This window comes from Arthrobacter sp. ZGTC212 (assembly GCF_002929255.1).
Classification (GTDB): Bacteria; Actinomycetota; Actinomycetes; order Actinomycetales; family Micrococcaceae; genus Arthrobacter_B; species Arthrobacter_B sunyaminii.
On the sequence record NZ_PJIJ01000001.1, the window covers coordinates 1,188,889 to 1,208,655 of the forward strand.

Sequence of the window (19,767 nt, forward strand, 5' to 3'; positions counted from 1 at the left end):
GCGGCATCTCTGCCCGGCATCCTCCGCATAATCTTCTCCGTCCCGCTGCGGGCCGGAAGGAGCGGCTGACACGAGGTGAAAAGCAATCAGGTTCAAGTTGGGTAAAACTACGGGGGCTCAAACCCCTGAAAAGGGCATGGGCCAGGCTTCGGCCGCCGGCGTGGGAGCTGCCTCGCTGGCCTCCGCCGCCGTGGGTTACGTCGTGATCGTGGTGGCGGCCCGCACGCTGGACAAGCAGGACAACGCTGCCTTCCTGACCTTTTGGTCTGTGGTGTTCCTTGTTATCGGCGTGCTGGGCGGCATCGCCGTCGAGACCACCCGTGCCGCCAAGACCGCACGCAATCTCGAGGTTTCCGGTTCCGTGCCGGCAGAAACGCCTGACGGCCGGCGCCGGCCCCGCATGGGCCCGGTTGCTCTGGCTGTGGGCCTGGGGACGGGCCTTGTCCTCGCCGCAGCGTCCCCTCTGTGGGCACCGCCGGTCTTTGGCACCTACGCCACCGCACTCGTCCCCGTGGTCTGTGTGACCGCGGTGTTTTACGCCGGCCATGCTGTCATGATGGGTCAGTTCGGCGGGCTGGGACGCTGGGGGACTTATTCGAGAATGATCGCCTCCGAGTCAGCGGTCCGTCTCGCCGTCCTGGTTGTGGTGGTGCTGATCGGGGCAACGGTAGCGGGACTGGCCTGGGCAACCGCCGCGGGCACCGCTGCCTGGCTGCTGTTCATGCTCCTCTCACCCCAAAGCCGCAGAGCCTTCCTGCAGCGGTCCGATACGAGCCTGCGGCCCTACCTGCGCACCGTGTGGCATGCCTGCATGGCCGCGGCGGCCAGTGCATCACTGGTGGTTGGGTTTCCCGTCCTGCTGCGCCTGACCACCACGGATTCCGTGTATCTGGAATCTGCTGCCCTCCTGATGGCGCTGTCGCTGACTCGGGCACCGCTTATGATCCCGCTGCAGGCTTACCAGGGCGTCGCCATCACCCATTTCATGTCCCGGCGATCGGAGGGGCTGAAAGCAGTGGCTCCCATTTTTGGTTTGGTGATTGGAGTCGCCGTGGTGGGTGCTGCGGCGGCGTGGCTTCTTGGCCCCTGGCTCATGGTGGCCTTCTTCGGCGAACACTATGACATGTCCCCGGCGGTGCTGGCTGCACTGACGTTCGACGCCGGATTCCTGGCGCTGCTCACCCTGACCGGTGCGCTGACCATCGCCAGTAACCGGCACCGTGCCTACTCGCTGGGCTGGGTTACGGCCTGCGTGGTGTCCTTTGCCCTGCTGTGGCTGCCGCTGGACATCGAGACACGGACGATTATCAGCCTTGCCGCGGGTCCGCTCTGCGGCATCGCGGTGCACCTGTGGGTCATCGTTCGCTCAGCGCCCGCGTCCGGTGCCGCCGGCGGCACAAAGCGCAGCACTGCAGCCCCCTGAGCGAAGGACTGCAGGCCTGTACAGACTCGGACAACGGCGCCCTGACGGGCAGGTAGGGTTAAAATCATGCAGAAACTTCTGGTGACCGGCGGAGCCGGTTTTATTGGGTCTAACTTTGTCCATTACGTACTCGAGCACACCGATGCGCAGGTTACGGTGCTGGACAAGCTCACCTATGCCGGCAACCGTGCCTCCCTGCAGGGCCTGGACCCGGCACGGTTCACCCTGGTCGTGGGCGATATCTGCGATGCCGCCCTGGTGGATCCGCTGGTGGCTGAGGCCGACGTCGTGGTGCACTACGCCGCTGAGTCCCACAACGACAATTCGCTGCATGACCCGCGCCCGTTCCTGGACACGAACATCATCGGCACCTACACGCTGATCGAAGCGGCCCGCAAGCACGGCACCCGGTTCCACCACATCTCCACGGACGAGGTCTACGGCGACCTGGAACTGGATGACCCGGCACGGTTCACCGAAGCCACCCCGTACAACCCCTCCAGCCCGTATTCCTCCACGAAGGCCGGTTCGGACCTGCTGGTGCGCGCCTGGGTCCGGTCCTTCGGGCTGCAGGCCACCATCAGCAACTGCTCCAACAACTACGGCCCGTACCAGCACGTGGAAAAGTTCATTCCCCGCCAGATCACCAACGTGATCGACGGCGTGCGGCCCAAGCTCTACGGTGCCGGGGAGAACGTGCGGGACTGGATCCACGCCAACGACCATTCCTCGGCCGTGCTGACCATCATTGAAAAGGGCGAGATCGGCCAGACCTACCTGATCGGCGCTGACGGGGAGAAGAACAACAAGGAAGTCGTGGAACTGATCCTGACGCACATGGGGCTGCCCGCGGACGCCTATGACCAGGTCATCGACCGGCCCGGGCACGACCTGCGCTACGCCATTGATTCCTCCAAGCTGCGCTCCGAGCTGGGCTGGGCTCCGCAGTTCTCCAATTTTGAGCAGGGACTGGCGGACACCATCGCCTGGTACCGGGAACACGAGCAATGGTGGCGGCCCCAGAAGGACGTCACCGAAGCCAAGTACAAGGTCCAGGGCCAGTAACGCCATGACCGTAGAATTCTCCAAGCCGCTGGCTGCCCGCTCCACGCCCATTCCCGGCGTCGTCCTGTATGACCTCCCGGTCCACGGCGACAACCGCGGCTGGTTCAAGGAAAACTGGCAGCGGGAAAAGATGCTTGCGCTGGGGCTGGAAGACTTCGGGCCGGTGCAGAACAACATTTCCTTCAACGAAAAGGCCGGCACCACCCGCGGCATCCACGCCGAGCCCTGGGACAAGTACATTTCCGTGGCCACAGGCCGAATCTTCGGCGCGTGGGTGGACCTGCGCGAGGGCCCGTCCTTCGGCACGGTCTTTACCGCCGAGATGGGCCCGGATACGGCCATCTTCATCCCGCGGGGGGTGGGCAACGCCTTCCAGACCCTGGAGGACAACACCGCCTACACGTACCTGGTCAATGACCACTGGAGCGCCGGTGCCCAGGGGCAGTACACGTTCCTGAACCTCGCTGACGAGACCGCGGCCATCCAGTGGCCGATCCCGCTGGAACAGGCGGAGCTCTCGGACAAGGACAAGGCCCATCCGCGGCTGGCCGATGTGGTGCCGATGCCGCCGAAGAAGATCCTGGTCCTCGGGGCGGACGGACAGCTGGGCCGTGCCCTGCGCGCTGAGTACGACGGCGCCGGGAACGTTGAGTTCGCTGCCCGCACCGACTTTGACCTCACCGATCCCGCGTCCTTCGCGTCACGGAACTGGAAGAATTACTCAGCGGTGATCAACGCGGCCGCGTACACGGCCGTGGACACCGCTGAAACAGCCGAGGGCAGGGCGGCGGCCTGGGCCATCAACGCCGAAGCCGTGGCCCGGCTGGCCCGGGTTGCCGTGGAACACCGGATCACGCTGGTGCAGGTTTCCTCGGACTATGTTTTCGACGGCACTGTTGAGCCGCACCGCGAGGATGAACCGTTCTCGCCGCTGGGCGTGTACGGGCAGTCCAAGGCCGCCGGGGACACCGTGGCGGGGGCCGTGCCGGCGCACTATATTGTCCGCACGTCCTGGGTGATCGGGGACGGCAGCAACTTTGTGAAGACCATGGCCTCCCTGGCCGCCCGGGGGATTACACCGTCAGTGGTGGATGACCAGATCGGCCGGCTCACGTTCACCGAGGACCTGGCCGCAGGTATCCGGCATCTGCTGGAATCCGGTGCCCCGTACGGTACGTACAACCTCACGAACACCGGGCCCGCTGTTTCCTGGGCGGAGATTGCACGGGAGGTGTTCCGTCTCTGCGAGGCGGCACCGGAGTCCGTGACGGGTGTGTCCACGGCGGAGTACTTCGCGGGCAAGGAGGGCGTGGCTCCGCGGCCGCTGCTCTCCACCCTGGACCTGGGCAAACTTGAGGCCGCCGGGTTTGTGCCCGAGACCGCGGCCAAGCGCCTGGAGAGCTATGTCCGGGATTTGGGAGAAGAATCATGACCGCCGAGCCGGAAGTGCTGGGCATTTACATCCCGTTCTGGGGAGACCTTGGCTATTTGCGGACCGCGGTGGAGAGTGTGCGCAGCCAGACAAGCCCCCATTGGCGCCTGACCGTCATCAACGATGATTACCCGGACCGCGCCGTTGACGAGTACTTTGCCGGGCTGGCGGAGGAACCGCGAATCCGGTACATCCGCAATCCGGAAAACTGCGGCATTACCGAGAATTTCCGCCGGTGCGTGCAGATGGCCACCGAGCCGCGGCTGGTCATTATGGGCTGCGACGACTTCATGCTGCCCGGCTACGTCGAGACGGTGATGGCGGCTCACCGGGCGGCTCCACGGGTCGGGATCATTCAGCCCGGGGTCCAGGTGGTGGATGAGCACGGTAAACAGTCCGCCACGCTGGCGGACAGCGTCAAGCAGAAGATGCTTCGGCCGCGGACTCCGCCCGTCCGTACGCTCCACGGAGACCGCCTGATGGCGGGCCTGATGCATGGAAACTGGCTGTACTGGCCGTCTCTGGCCTTCCGGCGGGACGCCGTCCAAACCCATGATTTCCGTGACGATTTTTCCGTGATTCAGGACCTCGCCCTCATTCTGGACCTGGTCATGGACGGCGAAGACCTGATGGTGCTTCCGGACCCCGTATTTTGTTATCGCCGACATAGTTCCAGTGCGTCTTCACTGGAACTGGTGGACGGCAGCCGGTTCGAGGGGGAGCGCCGGTTCTTCTCCCTGGCAGCCAGCCTGACGGCAGACAAGGGGTGGTCCCGCACCCGGCGGGCCGCCCGGCTGCACCTCACCTCGCGTGCGCACGCTCTTGTCTTGGTTCCCGGAGCCCTGCGCTCGGGGAACACCCGTGCGGTTCCGATTCTGCTGCGGCACGCCTTCGGCAGCTAACTGCTCTTCGGGCCTGCCCGGAGAGAGGGTGCCCCCCCGGTTCCCCACGCTATGGCAGCGGCCCGGACAGACCTGGGATACCTTAATAAGGGGACACCACAGATAATGAGGCGACGTCGCACAAGCTTTTGGGATGCGGCGGGTTTGATCACGCTTTCAGCACTATGTAGGAGTTGGAACCACTGAGCGGGCAGAATAATCACGAGACAGCCACGGACAGGCTTAGTCTTCCGGCCGTTGAAGACCGTATTTTGGTCATCATGCCGGCATGGAACGAGTCAGAGTCCGTCGGCAACACAGTGACGGAAGTCCTTGGCGCCGTCCCCAACGCCGACGTCCTTGTCGTCGATGACGGATCTGCGGACGGCACAGCCGATATCGCTGAAGCAGCCGGTGCTACCGTGCTGCGGCTGCCGTTCAACCTCGGCGTGGGCGGAGCCATGCGGGCCGGCTTCAAATATGCCAAGAGGCACGGTTATGAACGGGTCATCCAGGTCGATGCAGACGGCCAGCATGATCCCAAGGACCTGATCAACGTTGTAGACGGGCTGCAGCACGCGGACATTTCCATCGGCGCGCGGTTTGCGGACAAGGGCAGCTACGAAGTGCGCGGCCCGCGGAAGTGGGCCATGTCATTTCTCGGGTGGTCCATCTCCAAGATCGCCAAAACCCGCCTCACCGACGTCACGTCCGGATTCCGCGCGGGCAACGCGCGCGCCATCGACCAGTACTGTGAGCATTATCCGGCCGAGTACCTGGGTGACACGATTGATTCATTGGTTGTTGCCGTCCGGTCCGGACTGACCGTTACCCAGGTGCCGGTGGAAATGCGGCCCCGCCAGGGCGGGCAGCCCAGCCACAACCCGGCCAAGGCGGCCATCTACCTGGCACGCAGCGGCTTCGCCCTGCTCATTGCCATGTCACGCAAGAAGACCAGCGTGGGAACCGACCGGAGCGCAGCGAAATGACCACCACCCTCTTACCGTTCCTCCTTGCCCTAGCAGTGGTCTGCTGGGTGGTCCTGCTTCTGCGCCAGCGCAAGCTGAAAGAAAAATACGCTGTCCTGTGGGTCATTGTCGGCCTGCTGATCATCGTCCTGGCAGGGTTCCCGCAACTCCTGGGCTGGGCATCCGATCTGGCAGGGTTCGCTATTCCGGCCAACCTCCTCTTTACCCTGGCGATCTTCCTGGTCCTGGGTGTGTGCCTGCACCTGTCTCTGGAAATTTCGGTGGTCGAGGACGAAACGAGAGCGCTGGCCGAAGAGGCAGCCATCCTTCGAGCCGCCCTGGACAAGCTCACCGCCCGTGTCGAAGCCCTGTCTGTGTCGTCCGGCCAGGACGGGACTGCGGACGGAAGTTCACCGGCGCCTCATCACGGTGACGGCCTGCAGGGACCGCGCCACGGCTAAGACACCAGTGACCGCCCGGACAGGACCGAGGTTCTCGGTCCTGTCCGCAGCGGTCTGTGCCCTGGTCCTGATTCTGGGCGGAGCTCCTGCCGCCGTCGCTTCACCGGCAGCCCAAACAGGCGCTGAGCGGGCAGAAACAGCCATCGACCGGGAGTATCAGCGGTTGGGTGGAACGGACAGCGGGCTTGGCAGGCCCACGGGGGCAGAGACCTGCGGCCTGCGCGACGGCGGCTGTTACCGCAACTATGAACACGGCGGAATTGTGTGGTCCCCGGCCACGGGCGCCCAGCCCTCGTGGGGAGCCATCCGCGAGGCCTGGGCCACGTATTCCTTCGAGAATGGCCCGCTGGGTTATCCGGTTGCCAGCCCGGCCTGCAGCGGCGGTACCTGTTCGCAAAGCTTCCAGCGCGGCACCATTTCGTGGCGTCCTGCCGAGCCGGCCACAGTGGACCTGGACATCGACAACCCGAAGAACACCGCCGTCGTCGTCAACAAAGAACGCCCGCTGGAGCCGGAAGATTATGCTCCGGAGGATCTCCTGAGCGTCGACGGACAGCTTCTGCGCGCTGAACCGGCGGAAGCGCTGATCCTCCTGCAGCAGGCGGCCGCCGCCGACGGAGTGACGGTCCGGGCCATCAGCGGCTACCGTCCCTTCGAGACACAGTTCGAGCTGTACAGCGGCTACACCTCGCAGTACGGCCAGGAACAGGCAGATGCCATCTCCGCCCGGCCGGGCTACAGCGAGCACCAGACCGGACTGGCCGTGGACATTGCCGCCGCGGATGGCGCCTGCTCTTTGCAGGCCTGCTTTGCAGACACCCCGGCCGGGGCGTGGGCGGCAGAAAATGCCCATCGGTTTGGGTTTATCGTCCGGTACCCTGCCGGAGCCTCTGCCGTGACCGGCTATGCCTATGAGCCGTGGCACCTGCGTTTCGTGGGTGTCGACTTGGCCTTCGCCGTTCACTCATCAGGTGTCAGCACGCTGGAGGAGTACTTCCATCTTCCTGCTGCTCCCGGCTACCCGGCCCGGTAGCGCCGCCTTCAAGCCGCCGTCGTCATCCCACGATGTGACGGGTCATGTTCTGTGCCGTGCGCACGGAGGGATGCCGCAGGGACGCCAGAAGCACCGTCAGGGCGTTCAGTCTTGAAGTCCAGTGGAAGCGGGCCGCCCGTTCCGCACGAGGCCAGCCCAGGTCCCGGAATCGGTTGGTTTGTTCCCGAAAGTACCGGCGCTCTTCGTCGAAGCGTCGACCGTCTGCTGCCCGCACAGATGAGTCCGAAGATGCATGGCGCCGGTACTGGAAGGAAACCGGGCCGTCCACCACTATGGATCCGCCGGCGGCGGCGATGTCCATCAGGAGCGCGAGGTCCTGAACAACGTCAAACTCGGGGCGGAACCCAAAATGCGCTATGGCTTCCCGGCGCCAGGCCAGGGCGGGGAAATAGTGCCAGCCGGCCCGCAGGAGGCTGGCGGCCATCCGCTCACCGCCAACCAGCGCCGGATACGGACCGGAGGGGGCGGTCAGGGACTTCACCGAGTCGGTCAGAGTCTTCGCCCGATGTCCCGTGCCGTCGATGATCTCCACGCCAGGCTGTGCCACTGAGGCTTCCGGATACTCGTCCAGGAGGGCCGTAACGTGCTCCAGATAGGACGGCAGCATGACGTCGTCGGCCCCCATGATAACGACCACCGGGGCCTGGGCCATGTCCAGGGCCTTCCGGTAGTTACCATTGGCGCCGAGGTTGGTTTCGTTGCGCAGATAGGTGACGCGCGGATCCTCCAGCGACGCGAACCAGCGCTGCGGCTCCGGGTCCGGGTAGGCGTCGTCCAGCACTGTCAGGAGCCAGTCCTCGCGGGTCTGCGCAAACACGCTGCCCACTGCGGCCTTCATAAGGTCCACGTCACCGTAATAGGGCAACAGGATATCGACGGCAGGCATGCCAGGGATCCCTCCTTTCCGGCGTCAGAATCCCACTGGGAGTGATTCAAGGGTAGGAGCGGGCTTCTACCCGGGCAATGCTCCAGCCTCCGGAACGGGTCCCGGGTACGAACTACCTGCTTATCCACAGTTATGAAAACACTCTCGTATCTGGACAGTGAGTCTCCTAATCTGACCCCCGTGGCCGCAACCAGGCTGCACCAGTCTCACGGCGAGGATGGCAACATCCGTCCTTTCCGTGCTTAGTCCGGGGGAAGCTAGTGGACGCCGTTGCAATTGTGGAGGATGAGGTCCGGGAACTGATCCGTCTGCGCGGCCTTGACCCCGCCAGCCAGCTCGCGGAGGTACGGCGCCTGGTCGAGGACGCGGTTACCGATTACGACGAGCGTTCCCTCCTCGGTTCGCTGCCACCGCTGGGCGCATTGGAGCCCGCCCGCCGCCGCGTCTTTGACGCCGTAGCCGGGTTCGGAGCCCTTCAGCCGTTGCTGGATGACCCCACGGTGGAGGAAGTCTGGATCAATTCACCCACTGAGATCTATGCGGCACGTGACGGGCGGTCGGAGCTGACCTCTCTGGTCCTGTCCGCGGACCAGGTGCGGGACCTCGTGGAACGAATGCTCAAGAGTTCAGGCCGCAGACTGGATCTTTCCTCCCCGTTTGTTGATGCATCATTGCCGGACGGCTCACGCCTGCACGTGGTGATCCCGGACATTACCCGGCGTCACTGGGCGGTCAACATCCGCAAATTCATTGCCCGCGCCAGCCGGCTGGAACATTTGGTGGAACTGGGGACCCTGACACCGCAGGCGGCAAGGTTCCTGGGTGCCGCAGTTGCCAGCGGCCTGAATGTCCTGGTGTCCGGAGCAACGCAGGCCGGGAAGACCACCATGCTGAACTGCCTGGGCGCTTCCATCGGCCCACGGGAACGTGTCGTCACGGTTGAGGAAATCTTCGAGCTGCAGCTGCCGCTGCGGGACGTGGTGGGGCTGCAGTGCCGGCAGTCCAACCTGGAAGGTGTCGGAGAAATCCCCTTGCGGAGGCTCGTCAAAGAAGCTCTGCGCATGCGCCCGGACCGCCTCATTGTTGGTGAGGTTCGGGAAGCCGAAAGCCTGGACATGCTGATCGCGCTGAACTCGGGTCTGCCCGGAATGTGCAGTGTCCATGCGAACAGCGCCCATGACGCGATCACGAAAATCTGTACGCTGCCGTTGTTGGCCGGAGCCAACATTTCCAGTGCCTTCGTGGTGCCCACCGTGGCATCCTGCATTGATCTGGTCATCCATTGTGCCCGCAACGCTGCCGGTAAGCGCCAGGTAGTGGAGATCATGGCGCTGGGCAACAGGGTGGAGAACGGCGTGATTGAAGCGTCATCCATTTTCCAGCGGACCGACGGGCGGCTGGAAGTGACGGCCGCGTCCATGCCGGCACCGGAGAAATTCGCCCGCGCCGGCTACAACGTGGCCGAATTGCTGGAAGTGCGGCCATGAGCGCCGCGGCGGGACTGCTGCTGGGCCTTGGACTGTTCCTGGTATGGCGGTCCTTCTGGGTGGTTCCGCCCGTGCCGGCCCGGCGCCCGCGGAGCAGACGGCTGGAGGATGAACTGCTGCAGGCAGGAATCCAGCGGGTAACTCCGCGGGCAGTAGTAGGGTCCAGCGTCGCCGCCGGACTGCTGGTCGCGCTGCTGGTGCTGGCCGGCACAGGCGCCGTACCCATTGCCGCCTGCTTTGGCCTGTTCGGTGCCGGTGTGCCGCTCTTCCTGATCCGTTGGCAGGCGCGGAAGCAGCGAACCTCACGTGCGGAATTGTGGCCGGACGCCGTGGATCACCTGCGGTCAGCCATCCGGGCCGGGTTGTCCCTGCCGGAGGCGTTGATCCAGCTGGGGGAGAACGGTCCGGAAGAGCTGAGGCAGCCTTTCCGTGAGTTTGCAGCAGATTACCGATCCGGAGGACAGTTCGATCACTCCCTGACACGGCTGAAAGCCACCTTGGCGGATCCGGTGGCAGACCGCATCGTCGAAGCACTGCGCCTCACCCGCGAGGTGGGAGGCTCAGACCTTGGACGTCTGCTCGGCACCCTGAACGAGTTCCTGCGGGACAACGCGAGAACCCGCAGCGAACTTCTGGCCCGCCAGTCCTGGACAGTCAACGCTGCACGGCTCGCCGTCGCCGCCCCATGGATCGTGCTGATTCTGCTTGCCGCCCGTCCGGAAGCCGTTGCCGCCTACAACACTGCCGGCGGGGCAACCGTGCTGGCGGCCGGCATTGTCATTTCCGTGATCTGCTACCGGCTCATGCTTCGAATCGGGGCGCTCCCCGAAGAAGAGCGGGTGCTGCGGTGAGCGCGCCGTGGTTCCTGGCGGTCGCCTTGGGTATCTCCCTAGGGGCCTCCCTCTGGTTTGCCGTCCTGCGGGTGCCCTGGCTCCGGCCCGTGACATTCAGCGAACGGATTGCTCCGCAGCTGCGCACGGGCGGCCAGGGATCCCGCCTCCTGATTGTGCCGGCAGGCGACCTCACACCGTTCGGCCCGCTGCAGCGGATCCTGCGTCCGGCCCTGCACCTGGCAGTTCGCCGGCTCAACCGGATCAACCCGGTCACCCGGGACCTTGAACGCCGTCTGGAACGCGCTGGGCAGGGCCTGAGCGTGCTGGATTTCCGGGCCGAACAGGTGGTGTGGACAGGCGGAGGTTTCCTGTGCGGCGGCGTGGCTTCGGTGTGGTTGGCCAGCATGGACCGGTTAGGCGTGGCCGGTGTCATTTTCGGCACCGTCATGGGGGCGGTCCTGGGGTTCGTCCTCCGCGACTACCGGTTGAGCTCCCAGATTTCGAGCCGCGAGACCCGTATGCTCGCCGAGTTTCCCAGCCTGGCGGAGATGATGGCCCTTGCCGTGGGCGCCGGAGAAAGCGCCAACGGCGCCCTTGAGCGGATCGCCCGCACAGCCCACGGTGAACTGGCCGGGGAGTTTGCCCGCATCCTCGGTGAAACCCGTTCCGGAGTGCCCCTGACCAACGCGCTGCAGCATTTCTCGGACCGGGTCCGGCTCGCACCGCTGTCCCGGTTTGTGGACGGCTTGACTGTGGCGATCGAACGCGGCACCCCTCTGGCGGACGTCATGCGGGCACAGTCCCAGGACGTGCGGGACCTGGCCAAACGCGAACTCATGGAAAGCGCCGGCAAGAAGGAGATCGCGATGATGATCCCCTTGGTTTTCGGGGTCCTTCCGCTGACAGTGCTCTTCTCGATTTTCCCCGGTCTTTCCCTCCTGGGAATCGGACTCTAGGACAACCCCAATGAAAGGAACATCCCATGCGCACCATTCACGCACCGCGGCTCCTGCTTCTGCTCGGCACCTCGCTGATCGTACGTCTCGGACAGACGCTCAGGAGCGAGGACCGCGAACGCGGCGACGTCCCCGGCTGGGTCATGATCACCCTGATGTCGGCCACGCTGGTCGCTATGATCCTGTTTCTGGCAGAAGATGCCCTCCGCAACATGTTCAACGCGGCGATCGCCAAGGTCAACCCCTGACGGTCTCGCCTCCCGGCGCCCACAGCCGGGAGTCAGGATCAGCCGTAGTGGACTTTGTCATGGTGGGCGCCCTGGTGACTCTGCTGTTCATGTCGATCATCCAGCTGGCCCTGGTCCTGCATGTGCGCAATACGCTGATTGACGCAGCGGCTTCCGGCGCACGGTACGGCACGCTGGCTGACCGCACCCCGGCCGACGGCGCGCAGCGCACCGCAGAACTGATCGGACTTGCACTGAATGACTCGCTGGCGGAAAACGTGACGTACGAGGAAACGACGGTCAGCGGCGTCCGGACGCTGCAGGTCACGGTTCGGGCTCCGCTTCCCGTGATCGGTTTCCTGGGCCCGAGTGACGGGTTGGAGGTGACCGGTCATGGATTCTGGGGGTAGGAGGGAGCCGCAGCAGATCTACGCCGCAGCCGGCAGCGGTGAAGAAGGCAGCGCGGTGGTGGAGTTCATCTTCCTCGGATTGGTGCTGCTGGTGCCCGTGGTCTATCTCATCGTCACGGCCGGGCAGGTCCAGGGCGCAGCGTTTGCCGCAGTGGGCGCTGCTGAAGCGGCTGCGAGGGTGTACGTGGATGCGGAGGACCCGGTCAGCGGCGAACAGCGGGCCAGGGCGGCGGCTGAGCTGGCGTTCACTGATTTCGGGTTCGAGCCGGAGGAAATGCTGTTGGACATTTCCTGTTCGGCAGAATGCCTGGCAGCGGGGTCGACGGTGACCGCTTTGGTGCGCTTTGACGTTCCCCTGCCGCTGGCACCGGGAGTTCCGGGAATGGATTTTGCGCCCGTGACTGTGGACTCGTCGTCCACCCAGATAGTGGAGCGCTACGGATGAGGAGAACTGCGGATGCTGCCGCACCAACGGGTAGCCAACGGTTCCTTCTTCGGGGAGAGGAAGGCCAAATCGGCGTTCTGATCATCGGATACATGCTGGTGAGCCTGCTGGTGGTGTCGGTGGTCATGGGCGCCTCTGCCCTCTATCTGGGACACAAGAAACTGCTCTCCGCAGCGGACGGAGCCGCGCTCGCGGCCGCCGACACTTTTTCGCTGGGGGATGTTGCCGCGCCGGGGGAGGGACCGGCGGCTGTGCTGGCCCCGGTAGCGGTCCAGGCCGAGGTGAACCGTTATCTGTCGCTGACGGACGCCGCAGAACGGCTTCCTGGTCTGGCCGTTGACTCTGAGACCGGAACGGCTGACGGCCGCACCGCCAAGGTTGTGCTGACCGGCGTCGTGCATCCGCCGCTGGTGAATTTTCTGGTGCCGGACGGAATTCCGATCACCGCGGTGAGCGAGGCAAGGGCGCAACTCAGCCAGTAGCGGCAGGATAATCCAGTGCGGCTAGGACGCCTTGGCCTGGACCTCAGCGGCGGGCGGGTGGCCCCAGCCGCCGTGGTCGACGTCGAGCAGTTCGCCGTCTTCTCCGTAGCACAGGGTCACCGGCTCGCCGTACTGGTCGCACTCCGGATCGGGACAGCGGTCCGTCAGCGAGCCCTTGTACTCGTTGGAGAAGGACAGGTCCCAATCGTCCATCTTTCCCAGGGCCCAGGGATCACCTTCGGCGGCCAGCGCCTCAAGCTCTTCCAAGGAGTATCGGCGCCCAGATTCGGGGTGGCGGACGGGCAGGGATTTAGCGTCTTTGGCGGCTGTCTTCGTTGCGTTCCGGTTGCTCACATTTGGCTCCTTCGGCATGTGCTGACAGTTCTAATTTACTTCGATCCCCCGGCAAAGCCTGAAAGCGGGAGTGCGCATGTCGGGCACCGGACGGGCGGTGGACAACAGCTCAGGGGAGGCGGTTCCGGACACCCGGCCCGTGGGCATCAGGCTCGACAGGTGCAGTCGAAACGGCTGCGGAGGCCGCAGCGTCGGACTTTGCGGCGGGGAAGATCCAGTACTTGTAGATGAAGAAGTTCCACACCATCGTGAGTGCGGTAGAGACCACCTTGCCGACGGCGTATGTGAACTCGGTTTGGGCGAACAGCAGCACAATGGCATCAGTGGCGAGGATGTTGAACACCACGAGCGTCCCGTACTTTGCGGCGCTGACGTGACCCTTGTTCGTGGCCCTAAAGGTGTAGATGCGCTGCATCAGGAAATTGAACACCAGGCTGGTGATGAAGGCGACGGGCGTGGCGATCCACAGAGCAACCCCTGCCGCCTCATGCAGGATCATCAGCAGGCCCAGATCGATGGCGAAGGAGAGTCCTCCGACAATAAGGAACCTGACGACCCGGTGCCTCAGAAAAGTAGCCACCGCCGAGTTCACGCGGTGCATTCTGCTTTGAACCATTGCATCTTTCTGACTCGCCAAACCGGATCTGATCCCTCCACGGACCGGCAAACAGACCTCTGGAGTGCACTAAGACTAACGCCTGCCCGGAAATTCGCTGAACCGAAAGGGTGACCCTGTGGCCAAGTAGACTGGACATCCTCAAAGGCGTCGGCTCCCAGCGCCGGGGTCGACCGGACCATTTCACTGAGTAGGACACCGACGAATGAATGTGCTGCACCGCCGTGCGCGCCCACTGCCCTTTACCGGGCGGATTTTCCTTCCCCTGGCCTTCTTGGTCCTCGCCGCGCTGTCTACCCTGTGGGCGCTGGCCTCTCCGCTGATGGCAGTGCCGGACGAGCCGGCACACGCCATCAAGGCAGCGTCTGTGGTCCGCGGCGAGCTACTCGGGGTGTCCGGGGGCGAACAGGGTGATCGGGCCACCGTTCAGGTTCCGGGCTATATCGCCAGCCTCCCGGCGCAGGCCTGCCACGCGTACGACGGACGGATTACCGCCGACTGCGCCCCCGTGGTCGATGCTGATGACACGGCACTGACAGCAGCCGAAACGAGCGCGGGCAACTACAACCCGATGTATTACTTCCTGGTGGGCTGGCCCTCCCTGTTCATGTCAGGAGCGCCGGCAGTCTACGCCATGCGTATCGTCAGCGGACTTATCGGGGCTGCCTTCCTCGCGGTGTCGCTGGGGGCTGCGGCGCGCCTCCGCCGCCCCCGGTGGCCGATGGCCGCCGCGATCGTTTCGATCACTCCCATGGTGCTGTTCCTGAACGGGTCGATTAATCCCAATGCCCTGGAAATCGTCACCACAGCCGCGCTGTTCCTCAATTTGTGTGTTGTCCTCGAGAACAGTGCGGCGCTGAGGTTAGTGCGGAGCAACATCGTCCTGGTGGGAGTCTCAGGAGCCGTACTTGCCAATACCCGTTCGCTGTCACTGGTCTGGCTGGCCCTGGCCGTAGTTGTTCCGCTCATCATGTACGGGTGGAAACCGATGTTCGCCATCCTCCGGAACCGGCTCGGCATAGCCATGACCGCCCTGATCGGTGTTGGTTGCGTACTGGGCCTCCTTTGGGTGCTTCAGGCAGACAGTCTCAAGAGTCTGACCGGCCGTCCCGTGGACCTGAGCCGGTGGGACGCGGCCCAGATCATGCTGGATCGAAGCTTCGATTACGTGTCCGGTTACATCGGTTATATGGGGTGGCTGGACACACCTCTTCCCGCGGGCGTCTACATTTTCTGGCACGCGGCCATGGGAGCAGTCCTGCTGTTGGGGCTGGCAGCCCCCAAGCGGCGGGACCGGCTGGCAATACTGGTTCTGGTGGCCGCGGCCATAGCACTGCCGCCCATCCTCCAGGGACAGGTCATTGCGCAGCTTGGCTGGATTTGGCAGGGACGCTACCTGCTGGCCGTCATCGTACTGTTGCTTCTGGCCTGCGGCGTAGCCTTCCGCACTGTTCCCTTCCCCACGGGCCCGGTAGCCCGCAGGGCCGGGGCATGGCTGCTCGCCGGCACGGCTGCGGCGCAGCTCTACGCTTTCATTTACGTACTCCGCCGCTACACAGTCGGGCTGGAGGAGAGTATCCGCTGGGCTGGCATGTTCAAGGACACGGCTTGGCAGCCGCCGTTCACGTGGCCGGTGCTCGTCACACTGTATGCGCTGGTGCTGGCCGCCGGCGCCGTCCTGACTCACCGGGCGCTGTTCCGGCCGACGCCCGATCCCGCTGCGGCGGCGGACGCCGACGGCGGGTCAGGTGCGGAAAACCCTGTTGTGTCGCCGCCGGCAAATGCGATTCCGGCTGCGGGCGTGCTGGCAGGTTCTGCCGGGACCGCCGGGCGGCACCGTGAATCCGGTACAGAGGGGCGCTAGCCCGGACGCAATGCCCGGAGGCGGCCGGCAGGGCGCATGGCGTAGGCTGTAAGAACCATGGCTGAAATAGATTTTCCCGCGGAGATCCGCGCCCTCAGGTCCACTTTTGCTTCCATCGAGGAGGTCTCCGATGTAGCCAAAATCAAAGAGGACATCGAAGAGCTCAGTGAAATGGCCGGCGTTCCGGATCTCTGGGATGATCCGTCCGAGGCGCAGAAGATTACTTCCAAGCTCTCGCACCGCCAGTCGGAGTTGGAGCGCCTGGAGAGAATCCAGTCACGCATCGATGACCTCGAGGTGCTGGTGGAACTCGCCCAGGACGAGGCCGATGCCGACTCCAAGGCCGAAGCCGTGACGGAACTGGAATCACTGCGCAAGTCCCTGTCCCAGCTCGAAGTGGTCACCCTGCTCTCCGGTGAGTACGACGCCCGCGAGGCCGTGGTGACTATCCGCTCCGGTGCAGGGGGAGTGGACGCGGCCGACTTCGCCGAAATGCTGCTGCGGATGTACCTGCGCTGGGCCGAGCGCCACGGTTACCCCACCACGGTCCTGGACACCTCCTACGCCGAAGAGGCCGGCCTGAAATCGGCCACCTTCGAGGTCAAGGCGCCCTACGCCTTCGGCACGCTGGTGGTGGAGGCCGGCACACACCGCCTGGTCCGCATCAGCCCCTTCGACAATCAGGGCCGCCGCCAGACGTCGTTTGCGGCAGTCGAGGTGATCCCGCTGATCGAGCCCACTGACCACATCGAAATCCCGGACAATGAGATCCGCGTGGACGTCTTCCGTTCCTCCGGCCCGGGCGGACAGTCCGTGAACACCACGGACTCGGCCGTGCGCCTGACCCACATCCCCACCGGGACGGTGGTCTCCATGCAGAATGAAAAGTCGCAGCTGCAGAACCGCGCCGCGGCCATGCGGGTGCTGCAGTCCCGCCTGCTGCTGTTGAAGAAGGAACAGGAGGACGCCGAGAAGAAGGCGTTCGCCGGGGATGTCAAAGCCTCCTGGGGAGACCAGATGCGCTCCTATGTGCTCAATCCGTACCAGATGGTGAAGGACCTGCGCACTGAGCACGAGGTCGGCAACACCTCAGCGGTGTTCGACGGCGAGATTGACGACTTCATCGACGCCGGCATTCGCTGGCGCGCCCACGGGAGCGTATCCGCCCGGAAGTAGCGCAGGACCGGCACGTTCGCGGGGGACGCTCGCGAATTCGCGGGTCGGATGGCATGATGCTGGCCTAGAGGCTGGGCGGACGGCACAGCCCGGGCTCAGGGGGCGGTTTCGTGGCAAGTGCGGGCAAGCCGGGCAACGGCGGCGATCTCAGCGGACTTCGGGCGGTAGTCACCGGTGGAGCCGGCGGCATCGGAGAGGCATGTGCCCGGCAACTTGCTTCTCAGGGTGCCAAAGTCACTGTTGCTGACATCAACGGTGAGGCCGCCGGCAGGGTTGCAGACGACATCGGCGGCGCGTTTTGGCAGGTGGACCTGAGCGATACCGCCGCGTTGGACGACCTGGATTTGGACACGGACATCCTGGTCAACAATGCCGGAATTCAACGTATCGCCGCTATCGGGGACTTCGATCCCGCAGCGTTTCGGCTGATCCAGCGCCTCATGCTCGAGGCGCCGTTCCTGCTGATCCGGGCTGTGCTCCCGGGCATGTACGCCCGGGGTTATGGCCGCATTATCAACATTTCCAGCATCCACGGCCTGCGGGCTTCGGCTTTCAAGAGTGCCTATGTCAGTGCCAAACACGGCTTGGAAGGGTTGTCCAAAGTGGCAGCTCTCGAAGGCGGTCCGCACGGAGTAACTTCCAACTGCATTTGCCCCGCCTACGTGCGCACCCCTTTGGTTGAAGCCCAAATCCAGGACCAGGCCAGGATTCACGGTATTACTGAGGAAGAGGTACTTTCCTCGGTTTTGCTGACCGAACCGGCGGTGAAGCGATTGGTCGAGCCCGCTGAAGTGGCTTCCCTCGCCGGCTGGCTGGCGGGTGCAGACGCAGGCATGGTCACTGCAGCCTCCTACACCATGGACGGCGGATGGTCCGGACGGTGAGCGCCTGTGGCGACACACCGGCCCTAATCGCCGTTTGTCGAGGGAACCGCCGATATAGTCGAACAGCCGGCGCCCTTTTCCCAAACCAAGGCCCGTGTTCCGGCCGATTGATGGGCGCTAAGCAGACATGATCACTTTCGACAACGTCACCAAGGTCTACGACCGCAATTCCAGGCCGGCACTGAATTCCGTGAACCTCGAAGTGGACCGCGGCGAGTTCGTGTTCCTGGTCGGGGCATCCGGGTCCGGCAAATCGACCTTTATCCGGCTGGTCCTCAAGGAGGAGCACGCGTCCCGGGGCACCGTTTACGTGGCCGGGTCCAACGTGGCGAAAATCCCCAGCTGGCGCGTTCCGCGCCTGCGCCGGGGAATCGGCGTCGTTTTCCAGGATTTCCGCCTGCTGCCGAACAAGACGGTCTTTGCCAACGTGGCCTTTGCCATGCAGGTGATTGGACGCAGCCGGGCCGTTATCCGCGATTCCGTTCCCGAGGTCCTGAAAACCGTGGGCCTTGAGGGCAAGGACAACCGCTTGCCGCACGAGCTCTCCGGCGGTGAGCAGCAGCGGGTGGCCATTGCGCGCGCCATCGTCAACAAGCCCGGAATTCTCCTTGCCGACGAGCCCACGGGAAACCTGGATCCCACCACGTCGCTGGGGATCATGAAGGTCCTGGACCGGATCAACCAGAACGGAACCACCGTGGTGATGGCCACCCACGATGACGACATCGTCAACACGATGCGCAAACGCGTGGTTGAGCTGCACCACGGAAAGATAGTGCGCGACGAGCGTGAAGGCATCTACCTGGGCGCGCCCCAGACACAGCAGGGACCTGTGATCCCGCAGCCCGCAGTCATCAAGACCGCCGACGGTGTCAAGGCCGACGGCGTCCGTTCACCGGGCGGGACCGGCGCGGCGGGAACGGGGGACATGGAATGAGACTGGCATTTGTCCTGGGTGAAATCGGTTCCGGCATCCGCCGAAACCTGTCCATGGTGGTCTCCGTCATTCTGGTGACCTTTGTATCCCTGACCTTTGTCGGTGCTGCCGGACTCCTGCAGCTGCAGATCGGCCAAATGAAGGGGTATTGGTACGACAAGGTGCAGGTGGCGATCTTCCTCTGCGGAGACACTGTTACCACCGCCTCCTGCGCAGCCGGTGCTGTGACGGATGAGCAGCGGGAGGCCATTGAAGACCAGCTTCAGTCACCGGCTTTCTCCCAGTACGTGGCGTCGGTTGACTATGAGGACCAGGCGACGGCGCTGAGCCATTTCCGTGAGCAGTTCGCCAACTCTCCGCTCGTTGATTCCGTGACGGCTGAGCAGCTGCCCGAATCCTTCCGCGTATCCCTGGTTGATCCGGAAAAGTACGAGGTTATTGATGAAGCATTCTCGTCGATGCCCGGCGTGGAGACCGTCAGCGACCAGCGTGAGCTTTTGGAGAAGGTCTTCTCGTTCATGAACATGGCGTCACTGATCGCGCTCATTATTGCCTCGGTGATGCTGGTTTGCGCCATTCTGCTGATTGCCACAACAATCCGCTTGTCTGCCTTCAGCAGGCGGCGCGAGACCGGTATTATGCGGCTGGTGGGAGCGTCCAAGGCCGTCATCCAGCTGCCGTTCATCTTGGAGGGGGTCATCGCAGCCGTCATTGGTGCCGTCCTGGCATCGGGTACGCTGTGGGCAGTGGCGCACTTCTTTATCGGTGCACTTGCCGAGGCCTACCCCGCGACTGCTTTCATTTCCGCACAACAGGTACTGGTCTTGAGCCCTGTTCTACTTGTTATTGGGGCTTTGCTGGCCGGAGGATCCTCACTACTAACGCTTAGACGCTACTTAAAGGTTTAGAGTGTTGCTCACTTTGAA

General features: G+C 64.1%; 22 protein-coding genes. 19 read left to right on the forward strand and 3 right to left on the reverse strand.

What is annotated here, in order from left to right:
• Positions 1 to 136 precede the first annotated feature (136 nt).
• From CXQ89_RS05770 to CXQ89_RS05800, 7 genes are all read left to right on the forward strand, one after another.
• The gene (locus CXQ89_RS05770; RefSeq protein WP_104160542.1) at positions 137 to 1,423 is read left to right on the forward strand and encodes a hypothetical protein; all 1,287 of its coding nucleotides are present in this window, start codon (positions 137 to 139) and stop codon (positions 1,421 to 1,423) included.
• 66 nt (positions 1,424 to 1,489) lie between these two features.
• On the forward strand, positions 1,490 to 2,488 hold the full coding sequence (gene rfbB, locus CXQ89_RS05775; protein ID WP_104052531.1) for a dTDP-glucose 4,6-dehydratase: 999 nt from the start codon (positions 1,490 to 1,492) through the stop codon (positions 2,486 to 2,488).
• A gap of 4 nt (positions 2,489 to 2,492) precedes the next feature.
• Positions 2,493 to 3,920, forward strand: coding sequence for a bifunctional dTDP-4-dehydrorhamnose 3,5-epimerase family protein/NAD(P)-dependent oxidoreductase (locus CXQ89_RS05780; RefSeq protein ID WP_104160543.1), 1,428 nt, complete (start codon positions 2,493 to 2,495; stop codon positions 3,918 to 3,920).
• Entirely contained in the window at positions 3,917 to 4,822 is a 906-nt protein-coding gene (locus CXQ89_RS05785) for a glycosyltransferase family 2 protein (protein WP_104160544.1), read from the forward strand. Before CXQ89_RS05780 ends, CXQ89_RS05785 begins: the two co-directional genes overlap by 4 nt.
• 248 nt (positions 4,823 to 5,070) lie before the next feature.
• Positions 5,071 to 5,790 carry a glycosyltransferase family 2 protein gene (locus tag CXQ89_RS05790; protein ID WP_258059928.1) on the forward strand — a complete coding sequence of 240 codons (720 nt, stop codon included), beginning with the start codon at positions 5,071 to 5,073 and terminating at the stop codon, positions 5,788 to 5,790.
• A complete protein-coding gene (locus CXQ89_RS05795) occupies positions 5,787 to 6,230 on the forward strand; it encodes a DUF2304 domain-containing protein (RefSeq protein ID WP_104160545.1) in 444 nt (147 codons plus the stop codon). Before CXQ89_RS05790 ends, CXQ89_RS05795 begins: the two co-directional genes overlap by 4 nt.
• Before the next feature lie 7 nt (positions 6,231 to 6,237).
• Complete coding sequence (locus CXQ89_RS05800; RefSeq protein ID WP_181032235.1) at positions 6,238 to 7,263, forward strand: D-alanyl-D-alanine carboxypeptidase family protein; 1,026 nt, start codon at positions 6,238 to 6,240, stop codon at positions 7,261 to 7,263.
• Between the two features lie 22 nt (positions 7,264 to 7,285).
• Here CXQ89_RS05800 and CXQ89_RS05805 read toward each other — a convergent pair whose 3' ends face one another.
• On the reverse strand, positions 7,286 to 8,170 hold the full coding sequence (locus CXQ89_RS05805; protein ID WP_104052525.1) for a glycosyltransferase family 2 protein: 885 nt from the start codon (positions 8,168 to 8,170) through the stop codon (positions 7,286 to 7,288).
• A gap of 260 nt (positions 8,171 to 8,430) precedes the next feature.
• Between CXQ89_RS05805 and CXQ89_RS05810 the strand changes: the two genes are divergently transcribed.
• From CXQ89_RS05810 to CXQ89_RS05835, 7 genes are read left to right on the forward strand one after another with little or no spacing between them, the layout of a single operon-like run.
• A complete protein-coding gene (locus tag CXQ89_RS05810; protein ID WP_104052524.1) occupies positions 8,431 to 9,657 on the forward strand; it encodes a CpaF family protein in 1,227 nt (408 codons plus the stop codon).
• Positions 9,654 to 10,508, forward strand: a complete 855-nt coding sequence (locus CXQ89_RS05815; RefSeq protein ID WP_104052523.1) for a type II secretion system F family protein — start codon at positions 9,654 to 9,656, stop codon at positions 10,506 to 10,508. The genes CXQ89_RS05810 and CXQ89_RS05815 overlap by 4 nt, the downstream gene beginning before the upstream one ends.
• The gene (locus CXQ89_RS05820; RefSeq protein WP_104052522.1) at positions 10,505 to 11,446 is read left to right on the forward strand and encodes a type II secretion system F family protein; all 942 of its coding nucleotides are present in this window, start codon (positions 10,505 to 10,507) and stop codon (positions 11,444 to 11,446) included. The genes CXQ89_RS05815 and CXQ89_RS05820 overlap by 4 nt, the downstream gene beginning before the upstream one ends.
• Positions 11,447 to 11,472: 26 nt before the next feature.
• Positions 11,473 to 11,694: a hypothetical protein gene (locus tag CXQ89_RS18770; RefSeq protein WP_237687156.1), complete on the forward strand. Its 222-nt coding sequence runs from the start codon at positions 11,473 to 11,475 to the stop codon at positions 11,692 to 11,694.
• Between the two features lie 47 nt (positions 11,695 to 11,741).
• Positions 11,742 to 12,083: a TadE family protein gene (locus CXQ89_RS18775; protein ID WP_372434178.1), complete on the forward strand. Its 342-nt coding sequence runs from the start codon at positions 11,742 to 11,744 to the stop codon at positions 12,081 to 12,083.
• Entirely contained in the window at positions 12,067 to 12,528 is a 462-nt protein-coding gene (locus tag CXQ89_RS05830) for a hypothetical protein (protein ID WP_104052520.1), read from the forward strand. The genes CXQ89_RS18775 and CXQ89_RS05830 overlap by 17 nt, the downstream gene beginning before the upstream one ends.
• The gene (locus CXQ89_RS05835; protein ID WP_146067201.1) at positions 12,525 to 13,010 is read left to right on the forward strand and encodes a pilus assembly protein TadG-related protein; all 486 of its coding nucleotides are present in this window, start codon (positions 12,525 to 12,527) and stop codon (positions 13,008 to 13,010) included. Before CXQ89_RS05830 ends, CXQ89_RS05835 begins: the two co-directional genes overlap by 4 nt.
• Before the next feature lie 21 nt (positions 13,011 to 13,031).
• On the opposite strand, the gene CXQ89_RS05840 is transcribed toward CXQ89_RS05835, so the two are convergent.
• Both CXQ89_RS05840 and CXQ89_RS05845 read right to left on the reverse strand, forming a co-directional pair.
• Positions 13,032 to 13,364, reverse strand: coding sequence for a hypothetical protein (locus CXQ89_RS05840; RefSeq protein ID WP_104160547.1), 333 nt, complete (start codon positions 13,362 to 13,364; stop codon positions 13,032 to 13,034).
• Between the two features lie 109 nt (positions 13,365 to 13,473).
• Complete coding sequence (locus CXQ89_RS05845) at positions 13,474 to 13,980, reverse strand: GtrA family protein (protein ID WP_237685718.1); 507 nt, start codon at positions 13,978 to 13,980, stop codon at positions 13,474 to 13,476.
• A gap of 205 nt (positions 13,981 to 14,185) precedes the next feature.
• Between CXQ89_RS05845 and CXQ89_RS05850 the strand changes: the two genes are divergently transcribed.
• The 5 genes from CXQ89_RS05850 (at position 14,186) to ftsX (ending at position 19,749) form a co-directional block, all read left to right on the forward strand.
• Positions 14,186 to 15,844 carry a DUF2142 domain-containing protein gene (locus CXQ89_RS05850; RefSeq protein ID WP_104160549.1) on the forward strand — a complete coding sequence of 553 codons (1,659 nt, stop codon included), beginning with the start codon at positions 14,186 to 14,188 and terminating at the stop codon, positions 15,842 to 15,844.
• A 57-nt stretch (positions 15,845 to 15,901) separates the two neighbouring features.
• Entirely contained in the window at positions 15,902 to 17,020 is a 1,119-nt protein-coding gene (gene prfB, locus CXQ89_RS05855) for a peptide chain release factor 2 (protein ID WP_104101322.1), read from the forward strand.
• 110 nt (positions 17,021 to 17,130) lie between these two features.
• Positions 17,131 to 17,904 (forward strand): SDR family NAD(P)-dependent oxidoreductase, encoded by a 774-nt coding sequence (locus CXQ89_RS05860; protein ID WP_104160550.1) that lies wholly within the window; start codon positions 17,131 to 17,133, stop codon positions 17,902 to 17,904.
• Between the two features lie 127 nt (positions 17,905 to 18,031).
• A complete protein-coding gene (ftsE, locus tag CXQ89_RS05865; RefSeq protein WP_104160551.1) occupies positions 18,032 to 18,841 on the forward strand; it encodes a cell division ATP-binding protein FtsE in 810 nt (269 codons plus the stop codon).
• Positions 18,838 to 19,749 (forward strand): permease-like cell division protein FtsX, encoded by a 912-nt coding sequence (ftsX, locus tag CXQ89_RS05870; protein WP_104052513.1) that lies wholly within the window; start codon positions 18,838 to 18,840, stop codon positions 19,747 to 19,749. The genes ftsE and ftsX overlap by 4 nt, the downstream gene beginning before the upstream one ends.
• Positions 19,750 to 19,767 lie beyond the last annotated feature (18 nt).